Below are 14,856 nucleotides of genomic sequence, written 5' to 3'. Positions count from 1 at the left end.
CTTTCGAATTACATCCTGAATTCTTCTCCTAAATAGAACTTCCTTGCTCTTTCGTCGTTAATTAATTCGTTCGGTGTCCCGCTAACCAATAATTCACCACTGTTCATAATATAAGCGCGATCCACAATTCCTAATGTTTCGCGTACGTTGTGATCAGTGATTAATACTCCAATATTTCTCTTCTTCAGCCCGTGAATCAGTTGTTGAATATCAGCGACTGCCAATGGGTCAACCCCTGCAAACGGTTCATCAAGAAGAACAAACTTCGGCTCAAGCGCCAGTGTTCTGGCAATCTCCACGCGTCTTCTTTCTCCTCCTGAAAGGGCCGATCCTTTCGAAGTTCTCACGTGGTTTAATTTAAAGTCCTGGATCAGATTTTCCATGGCAGTCATTCTTTCACGTCTGTTCATCGATCTGTTTTCCAGTACTGCTAAAATATTCTCTTCAATCGATAAGTCTCTAAACACCGAAGCTTCCTGAGGAAGATAGCCGATTCCGTTTAGTGCTCTGATGTGAATCGGTTCTTTCGTCACATCTTTTTCACTCATTTGAATCTTGCCTTCGTCTGCTCTCACCAGACCTACCATCATATAAAACGTTGTGGTTTTACCCGCACCGTTTGGCCCTAACAGTCCTACAATCTCACCCTGGGCCACTTCTAAACTTACGCCTTTAACAACTGTTCTTCCGCCGTAAGTTTTCTTTAAATCAAAGGCTTCTAATTTCACTTCATCCATTAAAGTTTTTCCTTCTCACGTTCCAATGTGATGTTTGTATTGGCGTCGTCAACCTCAACTGTCTCAATATTCTCGCGAATGATGATACGGTTTCCTTTGATAACATCCCTGCCTTGAAACACTTTTGGAAGTCCTGTGAGTACTACGCGTTTCTCACTAATAAATCCTTCAAGTTTCTCAGCAAAGGCCTTCCTAACCAACGGTTTTCCGTCCATGGTTAGAGTCTCCTGTAATCTCACATCGTCAGAAAGTGAGTAATACTTGAGCTTTTTATTATAGTTTTCCAGGAATACCGTCCCTTTATTAGATGAAGCGTCTAAGTTCCCTTTTTTAAAGGCCACATTTCCCTTCATTTCCACCAGGCTTTCCGGGGCAGAAAGCGTCAATAAGTCTGTTGTAAAGGTCACATTCTCTTCATATTGACGGGCGCGCTGAACCTGCCCTCTGACATTCTTTTGGTATTCAAAGAACTCTTGTTCCGGACGGTACACAGCAAAGTCAGAAGTAATCGAGAGCCGGTCATTGGTTTTGGCATCAAAGCTAGTAGTCTTTACATTGCCAGTGGCTTCCATGTGCTTACCACCGTTGTAAATATTCATCTTATCTGATTTTAAATTTGAGGTGCCGACTTTTACGTCAACTGTGTCTTCTAAAAAAAGTTCTTTATTAGTCATTAGTCCGCGTGAATTTTTAGCACTAAAGAAAATAGGTTCTTCTTCGAGACCTTTTTGGTTTCTGCGGTAGATAACACCATTGGGATTGAATCCAATGACGACAGTATTTTGTGCTGAAATTGTCAATTCACTTGCCTCTAATTGTAAAAATGGTTTTCCACCATCAAGCAAATAGTAATCTACAACTTTAAAATAACTCTCATCACTATCTTTATTTTTTACAGGTTCAGAACTTTTTTCGGCAGAGTTATTTTCACTCTCATCAAAGTGACCAACCCAAGAATAAACCGAAAGCCCCGCGGTAATCAAAACGAAAAATGCGATGATTGTATATTGGCCTAGTTTCAAGCGTTCCCCCATCACATATCTTATCGCATTTCCTGGCCTAAATCCTTATAAAATTAAGCATTTATTTTTTCAAATCAGCTCTTACATTCCTTGCTAAATGTGCTTAATTTCAGGTACACTTGAGCATATTAATCAAGCTTTAAACAAGGTTGTTTTGTGTCATTGAAAGACTTACAAGCGATTGTTGATTCCGGAACAAAACTGACTCCGATGATGGATCAGTATTTTCAAATCAAAAAAAATTATCCAGATACACTTCTTCTTTTCAGAATGGGCGACTTCTACGAAGTTTTTTTTGAAGATGCAAAAACTACTGCACGTCTTTTAAACATCACTCTTACTCACCGTGGAAAGATTGGCGACACACCAATTCCTATGGCGGGAATCCCGCACCACGCGGCCCCTGTTTATATCGACCGCATCACTAACCGCGGTTTAAAAGTGGCTATCTGCGAACAGATTCAAGACCCGAAAGACGCTGTCGGAATTGTTAAACGTGGAGTTACTCAGGTTGTTTCTCCAGGAATGCCTTTTGACCTGGAAAAAACTCAAGGACACGATCACCGCTTTATGGTGAGTGCGTTCAAAAAAAATGCGAAGTACTATTTAGTCGCTCTCGACTTCACCACTGGAGATTTCAGTGGATATAAACACGATAACTTTGAAGAGTTCGTTGAGAACCTGCGTATGCTTGCTCCTCGCGAGTTTATCACTTTCATGGGCCAGTGGAACGAAGGCCAGGAAGCAAAAGACATTGAAGCGATTCTAAATCACTACGATGTTTTAAAAACTCACTTATCAGAAGAATACTTCAATCCAAAGTTCACTGATATCTACATTGAAAAAATCATCCCGGGATTTAAGCGCGATAAAATCATCAAGCTTGATGAAGATGTTTTAAATCCAATCGGTGCTCTTGCTTACTACGTTTGCTCAACACAGCTCTTAGAAAATTTTATTCACATCCGTCCGTTTAAGATGACTTCACAAGCCAACGTGATGAAAGTGACTCTGCCTACTCTGGTAGGTCTGGAAATTCTTCCCAAGTCGCGCGAAACATACCGCGAATCACTTTTAGGATTCTTTGATAAAACAGAAACAGCAATGGGTGCTAGATACCTGCGCTCACTGTTTTCAAATCCACTGTTTGATATGAACGCGATCACTGAGCGTTTAGATATCGTGACAGCACTAACTGACAACGACTCACTTATTAAAGACCTTAAAGTTGAACTTTCAAAGATCCGCGATATCGAGCGCATCCTGGCAAAAATCTCAATGAACAAAGGTTCTGCTTCAGATCTTTTAAACCTAGCGACGGCGATTAACTCGTACACGCAAATCTTAAAAGAAGTGAAGGCCCTTCCCATTAAAGCGGTTTTAGCTCCTGCTGAAATCAAAAAACTAAGCGCGATTGCTGAAGACATCACCAATACACTAAACGATGAAATCGGAGCCAGCCTTGAAAAAGGAAACCTGATTAAAGAAGGCGTCAACAAAGACCGCGACCGTTTAGCAAAACTTCACCTGAACGTGGCCGAAGAGTTACTAAAAATGGAAAACCGTCTAAAAGATGAGACGGGCATTTTAAAATTAAGAATAAAATCAAACAACGTTTCCGGCTTCTTTATCGAAGTTTCAAAAGGAAGCACGGTTAAAGTTCCAAAATCTTTTGAAAGAAGACAGACACTGGTGAATGCTGAACGCTACACCACTCCTGATCTGATTCAATTGGAAAAAGACACGATTACCGCTCAAACAAAACTGGAAAAACTAGAAAGAGAAATCTTCAAAGGACTTATCCAGAGTGTTGCGGACATGAACCACTCTGTGCTTTTAATGAGTGAGCACATCGCTTTCATCGACTCTTTCCAGGGTCTGGCGGCCATTGCTCTTTCTGAAGGATTCACTCGTCCAAATATCAACGAGAAAAAACAAGTACTAAATATTAAACAAGGTTTTCACCCGCTGATTAAGTCTTTGATCAAAGACCAATTCGTTTGCCACGATTTAAATTTAAATCAGGACGCATACTTTGGTTTAATCACCGGTCCCAACATGGCCGGTAAAACAACGGTAATGAGAGAAGTTGCGATCATCCAGCTTCTGGCACAAATCGGCTCTTTTGTTCCGGCGAAATCAGCAGAGCTTGGGCTTTGTGATTTCCTTTTCAGCCGTCTTGGAGCAAGTGACGACATCCTAAAAGGACAGTCGACATTCATGGTGGAAATGGCCGAGACAGCGGAAATTCTTCGCCACGCAAGCTCTAAATCGCTCATCATCCTGGATGAAGTTGGAAGAGGAACATCGACTTACGATGGTCTTTCAATTGCCTGGGGATTAGTAGAGCACTTCATCGAAAAAACAAAAGCACTCACTCTGTTTGCCACTCACTACCATGAACTTATTGATGTGGTTCAAGGTTATAAAACAGCTAAGAACCTGACAGTTGAAACAATCAATCACAATGGAAACGTACAGTTTCTTTACCGCTTGATTGAACAACCAGCTTCACAAAGTTTTGGGATTTACGTTGCAAAACTTGCTGGTCTTCCGGCCTCAGTTCTTGCCCGCTCAGAAGAGATCCTTCATCAACTGGAAAAAAACCACACGACTCCGATTGCACCTCCTGCAGAGGCAATGAGTGCAGCGACGTTAAAACCAAACAAGAACGCTCAGCTATGCTTCTTCGACGGCATAATTGCCGAAGTAGAGATCCCTGAGCACCTAAAACAGCTGGAAGCCGACCTGCAAAAGCTGGATGTTATGAGAATGACTCCAATTGATGCCCTTCTAAAGCTCAATGAAATGAAGAAAAATCTAGAAATTCAGTAATCTTTCTCTCATCTTTTAGCGCCTTTTTTCGATAAGAAAGTAAGGTGCTATCAGAGGAGGAAAGCATGATTCAAGATATGTCAGTTTTAAAAAAACGCGTTTATGCTTTCACTGCCGATCTTTCAATCATCGTTGTTTCCAACTATTTTTTAATGGCCGCTTTCACCCACTTCGTGCAGACAGTGTTCTTTCACTTTCCGATGAAAATGCAGCTTTTCCTGATTAATAAAATGGGTGTAATGTCATCAATCTCTTTGATGTCTTTAACCTTCGCTTATTTCTCGCTTTTTTATTTCATCACTAACGGACGCACGATGGGCAAAACCCTGATGGGCCTGAAAGTTGTGAATACAGATAAAAGCGAGTTGACTCTCGGGCAATCAATGTTCCGCGCTCTTGCTTATTTTACCTGCGCGATGTTCGGCTCATTTCTTTTTGCTCTTTCTTATATCAGAAAAGACCAAAAGAGCCTGGCAGATGTTTTCTCTGGAACACACGTAACACTAGATACGCCGGACTCTGATGCTGGAACTGAATTTGAATTGGTTCTGGTAGAAGCTGGTGCAGCTGAAGCGACAATCGACAAATCATACTACGACGAAAAAGAAGCTGCTTAATAAAAAAAAGCCTCCACTTGGGAGGCTTTTTTGTTTGTAATTACTCAAGCATTGATCTTAACATCCATGCAGTCTTCTCATGTGCTTCCATTCTTCTTGTAAGAAGGTCAGCAGTTGGTTGGTCATTAGACTCGTCAACAACCGGGAAGATACTGCGAGCAGTTCTTACGACAGCTTCCTGACCAGCGACTAGTTCAGCAATCATTTGCTGAGCGTTCAGGTCCCCTTGTGTTTCCTTAATAGAAGATAGTCTTGAGAACTCAGTGTATGTTCCTGGAGCTTTAACACCAAGAGCTCTGATTCTCTCTGCCACTTCATCAACTGCAAGAGCTAGTTCGTTGTACTGACCTTCAAACATCGTGTGAAGAGTTTGAAACATAGGTCCAGTTACGTTCCAGTGAAAATTGTGTGTTTTTAAATAAAGAGTGTAAGTATCAGCTAAAAGTCTTGATAGACCGTTAGCAATTTCAATACGGCTTTTTTCGTCAATTCCAATATCAATTTTAGTTTTCATAACAAGTGTTCTCCCATCGTTGCTATTAGTTGTTGGTATTATAAGTTATTAAAGATAATTACTAAAGCCATTCCGCTTAAAAAGCTTGGCTTCATCAGGAAGCGGTAGCTCCCCTCTTTTAATTTGTCAGCGAGCTCTCCAAGAACAACGCTCATCATTGCTCCACCTGCGAAGGCCATTAAAATCGGAAGCACACCATCAATTTGTGAACTCATGTATCCACCGATGATCCCGCCAACTAATTCAACGACACCAGTCAACATATTGCCAAAGAAGGCCATGACTGGGTTTACCCCAAGAGTAATAAAGCTAAGAGCAGTCGTGAATCCCTCTGGTACGTTTTGCATAGCAATTGCACTAAGAAGAGACACACCTTGAGACCCTGGTAGAGTCATTGATGCTCCAGAGGCCAGCCCTTCCGGAAAATTGTGCACCATCATCGCGATCACAAACAACATGGCCTTTTTATTTTCGCGGGCATTTTCATTATGCCTTAAAAGGTACTCTAAAAATTTCCCTACGGACTTGATAAAGATCACTCCTCCAACTAAAGCAAAGCTCACTATTAAGAGTTGAAATGATCTCTCGGCGCTGAAGTAAACTCTTTCATACGCAGGCCAGATCAAAGAAAAGGCCGCCGCTGAAAGCATTAACCCAGTAACGAAGTCCATATTAATATTTTTTAGAATCTTTCCAATTTTAGAATCTTTGATTAAGATCGGAGCACCACCAAGTGTAGTTGCTAAACCAGACACACCACCACCAATTAACCCCAATAATAAACCGCTCATTTTTCCTCCAACCATCAATCCCTGAAAGCTCTTTTATCTTTCCCCATAATCAATATCGCACCTTTTGGTGTTTCGATAAAATCAATTGGAATGATAAAGTGATAAATACAAGCTATGACACTCCTCTCTCCTAATAATCGCTGGATTGCGCTCTCTTTTTAGACGCAAGACACCTCCTCATCTTAATGCAATCTAAATACCCTTCTAACCCATTAAAATTCTGTTCAATCAGTGGGTTATCAAACCAATTTTTCCTCAAAAATAGTGGCAAAAATCCCAAATAGTTAAGGACGTTAAACAAAATTTAAGTATATACTTTCAACCTAAACCGAACTTATTGAGCTAGGGATTCATAGGATATGATGCACACAGAGCAGGAAAATTCAGAACGCACAGAAGCGCTTACGACGCTTGCCAATGAGCTCTCCATTGCCCATCAAACCGTAGAGTCAGAGAGACAAAAATTCGAGACTCTCTTCAATAACACGCCTGCTGCAATGGCCATTTTAAAAGGGCCGAATTTTATTTTTGAAAAAGTGAACGAAGAATACTCCAAGATGGTCGACTATCGCCCGGTGATAGGGTTGCCGATTCTTGAGGCCCTGCCAGAAATACAAAAGCGTCCAGAATTTTTTACTAAGATGCAGGAAGTTTACGAGACTGGTGAAAGTTATTCAGTCAAAGAGGCAAAGACAATCTTCTCTGCTTTTACTCACAAAGAAAAAGAACATTCGCAGTACGCCGACATCACTTATAAAAGGATGATGGATGGAAGTGGAAATCCTTATGGGATTTTTGTCTTCGCTACAGATGTCACTGAAAAAGTTCACGCCAGAAAACATATCCAGGAAAGTGAAACAGAGTTCAGGGCCCTGGCCGAAGTTATGCCGCAAATTATTTTCACCGCCAATCCTCAGGGTGATATCATTTATTTCAACGAAAGATGGGAAGACTACACAGGAGCTTCTGTTCAGGAAGGTCTAGGAAATGGATGGTATCTCTTCCATCACCCCGACGATATCAAAAAGGCCAAGCTTGCCTGGAGAGACTCAATTACGAGCGGAACACCCTACCAAATTGAATTTCGTCTGCGTGGAAACGATGGAAAATTTAGATGGTTCCTAGCGCGTGCGCTGCCAATGCGTGATGAAAACGGCATCATAAAAAAATGGATTGGGACTAACACTGACATTCACGAGCAAAAAGAACTTTCACAAAAACTAGAATCTGTTCTTGATGAAGTTAAATCTTCAAAGCAGCTGGCAGAAAGTGCCAACCACGCCAAGAGTGCATTCCTAGCGAACATGAGCCACGAAATCAGGACACCACTAGGGTCTATTATGGGGTTTGTGAACCTGATGAGAAATCCTGATTTATCACAACAAGATTTAAACAAATATATTTCGATCGCTGAGAAAAACTCAGAACAGCTTCTTCGTATCATTGATGACATTCTCGATCTCTCGAAAGTCGAGGCCGGAAAACTAGTGATCGAAAAGATTGATATGAATCTTCCAGAGCTTCTGGCCGATGTTGCCTCTTTAATGGAATTCAGGGCCCAGGAAAATGGGATTCGTTTTGAAATTAAAGCGATGAACGAACTTCCGGAAATTATTAACTCTGACCCTACTCGTATCAAACAGATTCTTATGAACGCTGTTGGTAATGCCATCAAGTTCACGATGAAAGGAACTGTTGAGCTGCAAGTTGGTTTCTGCAACTCTCGCTTGAAATTTTCTATTATCGATTCTGGCGTAGGGATTTCCGAGCAGCAGGCCACTCAACTCTTCCAGCCATTCACTCAGGCCGATGTGTCGACCACGAGAAAATATGGAGGAACAGGCCTGGGTCTGATCCTGACCAAACGTTTATGTGAGTCAATGAATGGTGAATTTTATCTACAGCGAAGCCAGCTGGGTGTAGGAAGTACATTTGTGGCCACCATGAAAGTTGATATCGTTGATGATACAAAATTTTTCAGCGAGCCTCGCTCTCACTTCTATAAACCTTCCGAAAAGTTTGCAGATAGAAATGCACTTAAAGGAAAACATATACTGGTCATCGACGACCTGGAAGATAACTTAACATTAATCAATGTGATTTTAAGTGATGTTGGCGCGAATGTGACCACCATCAGTGATCCTTACCAGGGAATTAAAACTGCATTGGAGAATAACTTTGATCTCATCCTGATGGACATCCAAATGCCACTCATGAATGGCTATGAAGTCACCAAGAGAATCAAACAATCCGGACAGACTCTGCCGATCATTGCGCTCACTGCACACGCAATGAAAGAAGAGCGCATGAGAGCATTGAACTTTGGATTCTCGGGATTTCTGCCGAAGCCAATCAACGCCAATGAACTCATCCAAACCATCCTCAAACTCATCAACGATGAAGTAAGCGACGAAATCCAGGAAAGGAAAGTGGCCATTGTTGAAGACGATCCGGATTTAAGAGATTTACTTGAAGCGATTCTTCGCAACCAAAGACTTGATGTCCATTTCATGGAGACCGCTGAAGAATTGCTCGAACACTTAAAAGAGAACTCTACCCCGGATCTGATCCTGGTTGACCTCTTCCTGCCAAAAATGTCAGGATCGGAATTGATTCCTCTTTTGAACAATAGATTGGATCGAGAAAAATTCAAAGTGGTTATTGCTTCTGGTTCAGATGATATTTCAGGGAAGGTTAAGGACTTGAGAGCTGACGGCTATTTGAAGAAGCCGTACAACTCTCGAAGTATTGTTGATTCAGTAAAAGCGTTTCTGCTTTAAGCTTTAGTAGTCCAATTGAAATGAAGTTCTTTTAACTGCGCTTCGCTTGGACGAGACGGAGCTTGTGACATTAAGTCACTTGCTGATGCTGTCTTAGGGAAAGCGATAACATCTCTGATTGAATCCGTTCCAGTTAAAATCATAATCAATCTATCTAAACCAAAAGCAAGACCTGCGTGCGGAGGCACTCCGTACTTAAGAGCTTCAATGAAGAAACCAAACTGTGCCTTTGTTTCTTCCGGAGTGAATCCTAAGACTTTAAACATTCTGTCTTGAACAGCATTGTCGAAAATTCTCACCGACCCACCACCGATTTCGTATCCGTTACAAACAACGTCGTACGCTTCAGCTGTTAGAGTTCTTAGTGGCCCGTTTGGATCTGTATGATCAGAGTTCATAAAAATATCCATCTTCTCACGAGACGGCATTGTGAATGGGTGGTGAGCAGCTGTGAAACGTCCAGGCTGTCCATTCTCTCCTTCACTCCACTCAAGAAGTGGGAAGTCATATAACCATAGGAAGGCATCTTCTTTACCGATCAGGTTTAGTTTGTGTCCTAAGTTGCGGCGAAGAGCATCTGCACTTGCGTGAGCAACGTTATGGTTTGTATCAGCGAAGAACAACCAAGTTCCATCACCTTTTTCTTCTGAAAGAGCAAAAAGTTTTGCTTCAATTTCATTGGTGATAAATTTAGAAATCCCTGTCGATCTCTCACCTTTTGAAAGTTTGTAGAAAGCGACACCTTTACCACCGTAAGGTTTGACGATCTCAACAAATCCATCAGTGTCTTTACGAGTGAATTGTCCCATCGACTCTGGAACGAACATCGCCTTAATGATCCCTCCGTTGTCGCCAACAGAAGCAAACGTTGCGAAGTCTGATCCCTTGAAGATATCTGTGACAATCATCTGCTTTAAACCAAAACGAAGATCTGGTTTATCACACCCATAAAGGTTCATAGCATCGACATACTTCATCGTCTGAAGTTTGAAGCTGTCGTCTTTTTTGAAAACCGCTTTTAAAATCTTCTCAACCAGGTTTTTCATATACTCTTGAGTCGCAAATGAAACCTCAATATCCACCTGAGAGAATTCCGGCTGGCGGTCAGCACGTAAGTCTTCATCGCGGAAACATCTACAGATTTGGAAATACTTATCTGTTCCACCAATCATGAGAAGCTGCTTAAGCGTTTGTGGTGATTGTGGAAGAGCGTAAACTTGACCTGGGTGAACACGAGAAGGAACAATATAGTCACGCGCTCCTTCAGGAGTCGACTTATAAAGAATCGGAGTTTCAACTTCGATGAAATCTAAATCAGAAAGAAGACCACGAATCGTGTTCATCGTTTTTGATCTCAGTTTTAAAATGTCCTGAAGTTTTTTTGTTCTTAAATCAAGGTATCTGTATTTAAGACGAAGGTCTTCCGTCGCTTCCACTGCACCAAATGGTAAAAAGGGAATTGAGTCGATATCTGATTTTGAAAGAAGTGTGAGTTCTTCAACTTGCACTTCAACCATCCCTGTATCCATTTGTGCGTTTTGCGCTTCTTTCGGACGCGCCTGAACAACACCTTTTGCCAGGATAACAGATTCAAGTGAACATTTTTTTAAGTCTTCGATGTTACCTTTGAAATTAACAAATCCAAGTTGTGTCACACCGTACTTATCGCGTAGGTCGATAAAGTGAAGTGAACCAAGGTTTCTGTATTTGTTAACCCATCCGCATAGAACAACTGTAGAGCCTACGTCCGAATCTCGTAACTCTCCACAGTGATGAGTTCTTAAGAGTCCGTGGATTTTCGAGCTAGACATTTGCATTCTCCTTCAGTTTTAGAGACAATTCACTGGAAACTATTCCCAGGAATGCTAATGATCACTATATATCAAAAGGCTTCAAAGCTCATTAAAAATTTCGCACTCCTCACTGCGCTTTTGCCTCTGATAGCGTGGTCAAATGTGACTTACCAAATGGCCAATCCTGAGAATAAAAAAGTGACTGTGCGCCTGGCCTTAACCAGAGCTGAACACCAACAGGGACTAAGCGGAATTAAGGATGCTGATTTTCCCGTAACAGAAGCGATGCTTTTTGTTAATGATTCCATGGGGACACGTCGTTTTTGGATGCCCGATACCTACTTCAAACTGGATATTGTTTTTTTAGACTCACAACTAAAAGTCGTGGGGATTGAAAAGGATGTGCCGTTTCATCCAGGGCTTGCCGAGCCACCAGTTATTTACCGCACCAAATCTTACGAAGCGCAATTTGTCCTCGAGACTAAAGGCAGCTCGCCTTTTTCCAAAAAACTTAAGGTTGGGGATAAACTAAAATGGATTAGTCCTATCTCTCTTTCGGAAATAGTACTAAAAACTCGTCGCTCGCAATAAAGCCCAGATTGTCGCGAACCAGTCTCTTCTGGAACCCTGAATCAGATCTCATGCGCTCGATCTCACGAACCAGCTGCATATTTTCTTTTTTAATGTTTGCGAGCTCTGCAAGCTTTTCATTCACTGTGCTTTTTTGTGAATAAAAGTCTGTCACTCCACCATTGGCGAAGATCAGTCTTAAAATCATGAGCGCACAGAAAATCCAAGAACCTTTCACTAGCCATGTAACGTATTTTGGGTCTAGGTTCTTTTGCTTCTTGCGAGAAGTTGCAGATGAAGTTGTGTAACTAATTTGTGAAGCGACTTTGCGAGTCCCACGTTTAACTGGAACAAACTCTGTGTCTTCTGGTTTTGCCACTGAACGGCGGCTCACTACACTTGTCCCTGCTGGTGGAGGTGGAGGCGTTGTTGAAACGTTCTCTCTTACTCTCACGCGAGGTCTTCTCGGCTCTTCTGATACTGAAGAGATTGGAGTCGCTTCTGCTACTTGAGCTTCAGCATGCACTGTTTGAGGACGAGCATATGGTCTTGGTTGTTCTTCAACTGGTTGATTAAAAAATGAAGCTTGCTGATGTTCTTCTTGTGTTGGTTGAACAGGTTGTGGTTGTGCTGGAGGAGCTTGGTATTGAGCTTGTGGCGCAGCTTGAGCTCCGGCCATTTGTGGTTCCTGGCGTGAAGCCTGCTTGGCGCGGTTTCTTTCAATCGCTTTTCTTAAACGTTCATTGGCAATCGTCGATGGATCAACCGTATTTAAATCCGGACCCGGTCTTACTCCTGCACTCTGCGCTGGACCAGCAGCTGCTTGTGGCTGAGGTGGCGTCTGCGGTTGTGGTGCAGCTTGAGAAGGAGTACGTAAGGCATCTCTTGAACGATCAAATGAAAATTCCAAGGCAAACATCCTGTAGTTAAGGAACTAAAACAAAACATCCTGTTGTTTTAATTCATTTTAACCGAGCTTGGTTTTGACTTCAATCCAAAACTTGCGCACAATGGCCAGTTCGTGGAAATAGTAAAACAGAGTGCGCCCCATAGAATTGTCAGGGAAATTTTCCAGTTCGGTATTATTGATACCTTCCAGGAAAATGTTCTTGAAAGAAATAAAACTTAAATGGTCAGGCTTTTGTGAAGCCACGGTAAAACTTTTATCGTCACAAGAAAACTCGCTGATCGGAAATGAACTGCGAAGTAATGTGCGCGCCTGATTCATTCTTAAGGCCGCCACACTCCCGTCTCCGATAGGACCAAGCTGAATATATTTTTCAGCACGATTGATTCCATGAGAACGGAAGAAAATTTCAAAACGGCCTTGCTTGTGCCCGTTTTCATTGGCGTCACTCACATCCATCCACCAGCTAAACCCAGGGTCGCTGATGTTGCAAACGGCATCTTCCTGGTGTGGAAAGCGACGATTGATGATTTGCTCTCTCACCGCTTCGGCCAGCTCAAAACTTCTGGTCTCAAAAAACATGACCTGTGAAAAATCATCTTCACGTGAAAGTTTAAGAATAGGCCTTTTGCTTGATTCGCTGTTGGCCAGCTCCTGGAAAGCTTCTTTGATATTGGCGACTGAAAACCCTCGCACGCAAAACGTGCTTGGCCCGTTGTCGATCTTATAAACGATCCCCGGAGTTTCTGGATAAATTGAAACCGCAGGAGCAATAATTTCCACTTGAGTAATAGACTCAGGAATCTCAGATGATGATGGAGCTGAAGCTTCCACTTCGACCTCATCGCTAATCATACTGTCTGCTAGGTCTAGCAAATAATCAGTGTCATCTTCTTCTGGTAAAAAAGAAGTTTGAACAGGGTTTGCGTTTTTCTGAGGTGTATTTGATCGCAGGTACTCAGAGAGTGCCAACGTTTCTTGTAAAAGTAAATCCAGACTTAAATCATTTTGGTCCATTCAAATCCTATGAAAGGAAAGTTTTTAATCTCAGTAATAATTGTAAAATTAAAATGAATCTAATGACAAGATTTTATCTGCAGATTTCTCACCAGAGAAATGAAAAAATTTCGACAAAAATGTAGAGAAGAAACACCACCACGATGGGAGAGAGATCAAATGGCAGCCCTTGGGGCATATATCTTCTAACTGGGTCACATGTATAATCACAAATTTTCTTAAGTTTTTGTCTCCACTGATACCTGCTTGTCTCAGGGAAAAAGCTCAGGATTGCATCGAGCATAAGAAGAATTGTATAAAGTCTGATGATGAATCTTATCATAAATCCTCTTTAATACTTGCGAGCGGCCAGCTCTCTTCTCTGGCGGTACACATGACAAACACAGGCCCCGTAAAAGAAAAAGCACATTAAATAGAATAACCAGATAACCCCGATCACCGAAGTATAAAGGTCACCATAATTTCTCATCAAACTACCGCGTACGTAATAAATGTAAATCCAAAAAAGGGATTTTCCGATAAACACCGAAGTTGAAAAGGCCAAAGCGGCAATGAAAGCTTCTTTTAACTGGATTTTCCACGAGAACAACCAGCGATAAAGCACCGTGAAGTACGCAATCATGATCGTAATGTGCAGGAAGCTTGAGTTCAGCCAGTACGATCTTCTTAAGTTGATCTTCTTGATAAACGTCAAAACTGGACGAAGGAAATCAAAGTTTTCATAGAAAAACTGAGTGATGATATTAGTCTGGATAAACTTTACCACGTAAATAATTACAGGTGGCAGCATGAAAATGAGCATCACCATGACAAGAGTGATCCCGATAATGACGAATCCCTTTAAAATCCTCCAGATCGAAAGAATACTTTTATCTTCCGTGATGAAATAAATCCCCATCCAGATTGAATTTAAAAATGTAATCGTAGACACCGCTAAAACAAAAAAGTTTAAAACAGTGAACTGAGTCCCGGCGAAAAGCGGTCCCTTAATCATATTTTGCAGAGTCAGAAGAAACTGTGGCGCCACTTCCGGGAAAAAGCGTCCGCCGAGAACGAAGAGGTATTTCTGCACACGGTTGATGTTTCCTAAAAAGTACCCAAGACCTCTAACAGTCAAAAGTAAAAAAGGAATCACCGTAATCAGTGCATAGAAAGTCGACGATGAAGCAAGTGTTGTCCCCTTCTTCTCATGAAACAAAAGAGCACCTTTGTACAAATTCTTTGCACCATCTTTGGCATTTCTCATTAAATCGTGAACTAGCTTCATAACTCT

General features: G+C 41.7%; 13 protein-coding genes. 4 read left to right on the top strand and 9 right to left on the bottom strand.

The window, feature by feature from the left end:
- Positions 1-8 precede the first annotated feature (8 nt).
- Together lptB and C0V70_RS03545 are read right to left on the bottom strand one after the other, a co-directional pair.
- The gene (gene lptB / locus C0V70_RS03550) at positions 9-737 is read right to left on the bottom strand and encodes an LPS export ABC transporter ATP-binding protein (RefSeq protein WP_166637347.1); all 729 of its coding nucleotides are present in this window, start codon (positions 735-737) and stop codon (positions 9-11) included.
- On the bottom strand, positions 737-1,759 hold the full coding sequence (locus C0V70_RS03545; protein WP_158649551.1) for an LptA/OstA family protein: 1,023 nt from the start codon (positions 1,757-1,759) through the stop codon (positions 737-739). The genes lptB and C0V70_RS03545 overlap by 1 nt, the downstream gene beginning before the upstream one ends.
- A gap of 156 nt (positions 1,760-1,915) precedes the next feature.
- Here C0V70_RS03545 and mutS point away from each other — a divergent pair, with 156 nt between their 5' ends.
- The gene (gene mutS, locus C0V70_RS03540) at positions 1,916-4,594 is read left to right on the top strand and encodes a DNA mismatch repair protein MutS (protein ID WP_102242491.1); all 2,679 of its coding nucleotides are present in this window, start codon (positions 1,916-1,918) and stop codon (positions 4,592-4,594) included.
- A 65-nt stretch (positions 4,595-4,659) separates the two neighbouring features.
- The gene (locus tag C0V70_RS03535) at positions 4,660-5,211 is read left to right on the top strand and encodes an RDD family protein (protein ID WP_102242490.1); all 552 of its coding nucleotides are present in this window, start codon (positions 4,660-4,662) and stop codon (positions 5,209-5,211) included.
- A 40-nt stretch (positions 5,212-5,251) separates the two neighbouring features.
- Here the strand turns inward: C0V70_RS03535 and C0V70_RS03530 are convergent, their stop codons facing one another.
- Together C0V70_RS03530 and C0V70_RS03525 are read right to left on the bottom strand one after the other, a co-directional pair.
- Positions 5,252-5,725 carry a Dps family protein gene (locus tag C0V70_RS03530; RefSeq protein ID WP_102242489.1) on the bottom strand — a complete coding sequence of 158 codons (474 nt, stop codon included), beginning with the start codon at positions 5,723-5,725 and terminating at the stop codon, positions 5,252-5,254.
- A 38-nt stretch (positions 5,726-5,763) separates the two neighbouring features.
- Entirely contained in the window at positions 5,764-6,516 is a 753-nt protein-coding gene (locus tag C0V70_RS03525; RefSeq protein WP_158649550.1) for a ZIP family metal transporter, read from the bottom strand.
- A gap of 359 nt (positions 6,517-6,875) precedes the next feature.
- On the opposite strand from C0V70_RS03525, the gene C0V70_RS03520 reads away from it, so the two are divergent.
- Entirely contained in the window at positions 6,876-9,296 is a 2,421-nt protein-coding gene (locus C0V70_RS03520) for a response regulator (protein WP_102242487.1), read from the top strand.
- Here C0V70_RS03520 and aspS read toward each other — a convergent pair.
- Positions 9,293-11,107 carry an aspartate--tRNA ligase gene (aspS, locus tag C0V70_RS03515; RefSeq protein ID WP_102242486.1) on the bottom strand — a complete coding sequence of 605 codons (1,815 nt, stop codon included), beginning with the start codon at positions 11,105-11,107 and terminating at the stop codon, positions 9,293-9,295. The genes C0V70_RS03520 and aspS overlap by 4 nt on opposite strands.
- A gap of 57 nt (positions 11,108-11,164) precedes the next feature.
- Here aspS and C0V70_RS03510 point away from each other — a divergent pair, with 57 nt between their 5' ends.
- On the top strand, positions 11,165-11,680 hold the full coding sequence (locus tag C0V70_RS03510) for a DUF192 domain-containing protein (protein ID WP_158649549.1): 516 nt from the start codon (positions 11,165-11,167) through the stop codon (positions 11,678-11,680).
- Here C0V70_RS03510 and C0V70_RS03505 read toward each other — a convergent pair.
- From C0V70_RS03505 to C0V70_RS03490, 4 genes are all read right to left on the bottom strand, one after another.
- A complete protein-coding gene (locus tag C0V70_RS03505) occupies positions 11,634-12,569 on the bottom strand; it encodes an FtsB family cell division protein (RefSeq protein ID WP_158649548.1) in 936 nt (311 codons plus the stop codon). The two genes, C0V70_RS03510 and C0V70_RS03505, sit on opposite strands and share 47 nt — an antisense overlap.
- Before the next feature lie 57 nt (positions 12,570-12,626).
- Positions 12,627-13,583 (bottom strand): hypothetical protein, encoded by a 957-nt coding sequence (locus tag C0V70_RS03500; RefSeq protein WP_102242483.1) that lies wholly within the window; start codon positions 13,581-13,583, stop codon positions 12,627-12,629.
- A gap of 88 nt (positions 13,584-13,671) precedes the next feature.
- Positions 13,672-13,905 carry a YggT family protein gene (locus tag C0V70_RS03495; protein WP_102242482.1) on the bottom strand — a complete coding sequence of 78 codons (234 nt, stop codon included), beginning with the start codon at positions 13,903-13,905 and terminating at the stop codon, positions 13,672-13,674.
- Between the two features lie 9 nt (positions 13,906-13,914).
- Positions 13,915-14,850, bottom strand: coding sequence for a YihY/virulence factor BrkB family protein (locus C0V70_RS03490; protein WP_102242481.1), 936 nt, complete (start codon positions 14,848-14,850; stop codon positions 13,915-13,917).
- Between the last annotated feature and the right edge of the window lie 6 nt (positions 14,851-14,856).

The sequence above is a fragment of the Bacteriovorax stolpii genome, from assembly GCF_002872415.1.
Taxonomy (GTDB): Bacteria; Bdellovibrionota; Bacteriovoracia; order Bacteriovoracales; family Bacteriovoracaceae; genus Bacteriovorax; species Bacteriovorax stolpii.
This window is presented reverse-complemented; position numbering and strand designations above follow the sequence as displayed.

Bases quoted from the DNA above. Each gene is read 5' to 3' on its own strand.
- C0V70_RS03500 (WP_102242483.1), bottom strand. From the start codon at position 13,583: ATGGACCAAAATGATTTAAGTCTGGATTTACTTTTACAAGAAACGTTG.
- lptB (WP_166637347.1), bottom strand. From the start codon at position 737: ATGGATGAAGTGAAATTAGAAGCCTTTGATTTAAAGAAAACTTACGGC.
- C0V70_RS03520 (WP_102242487.1), top strand. From the start codon at position 6,876: ATGATGCACACAGAGCAGGAAAATTCAGAACGCACAGAAGCGCTTACG.
- C0V70_RS03510 (WP_158649549.1), top strand. From the start codon at position 11,165: ATGATCACTATATATCAAAAGGCTTCAAAGCTCATTAAAAATTTCGCA.
- C0V70_RS03525 (WP_158649550.1), bottom strand. From the start codon at position 6,516: ATGAGCGGTTTATTATTGGGGTTAATTGGTGGTGGTGTGTCTGGTTTA.
- C0V70_RS03535 (WP_102242490.1), top strand. From the start codon at position 4,660: ATGATTCAAGATATGTCAGTTTTAAAAAAACGCGTTTATGCTTTCACT.
- aspS (WP_102242486.1), bottom strand. From the start codon at position 11,107: ATGTCTAGCTCGAAAATCCACGGACTCTTAAGAACTCATCACTGTGGA.
- C0V70_RS03490 (WP_102242481.1), bottom strand. From the start codon at position 14,850: ATGAAGCTAGTTCACGATTTAATGAGAAATGCCAAAGATGGTGCAAAG.
- C0V70_RS03530 (WP_102242489.1), bottom strand. From the start codon at position 5,725: ATGAAAACTAAAATTGATATTGGAATTGACGAAAAAAGCCGTATTGAA.
- C0V70_RS03495 (WP_102242482.1), bottom strand. From the start codon at position 13,905: ATGATAAGATTCATCATCAGACTTTATACAATTCTTCTTATGCTCGAT.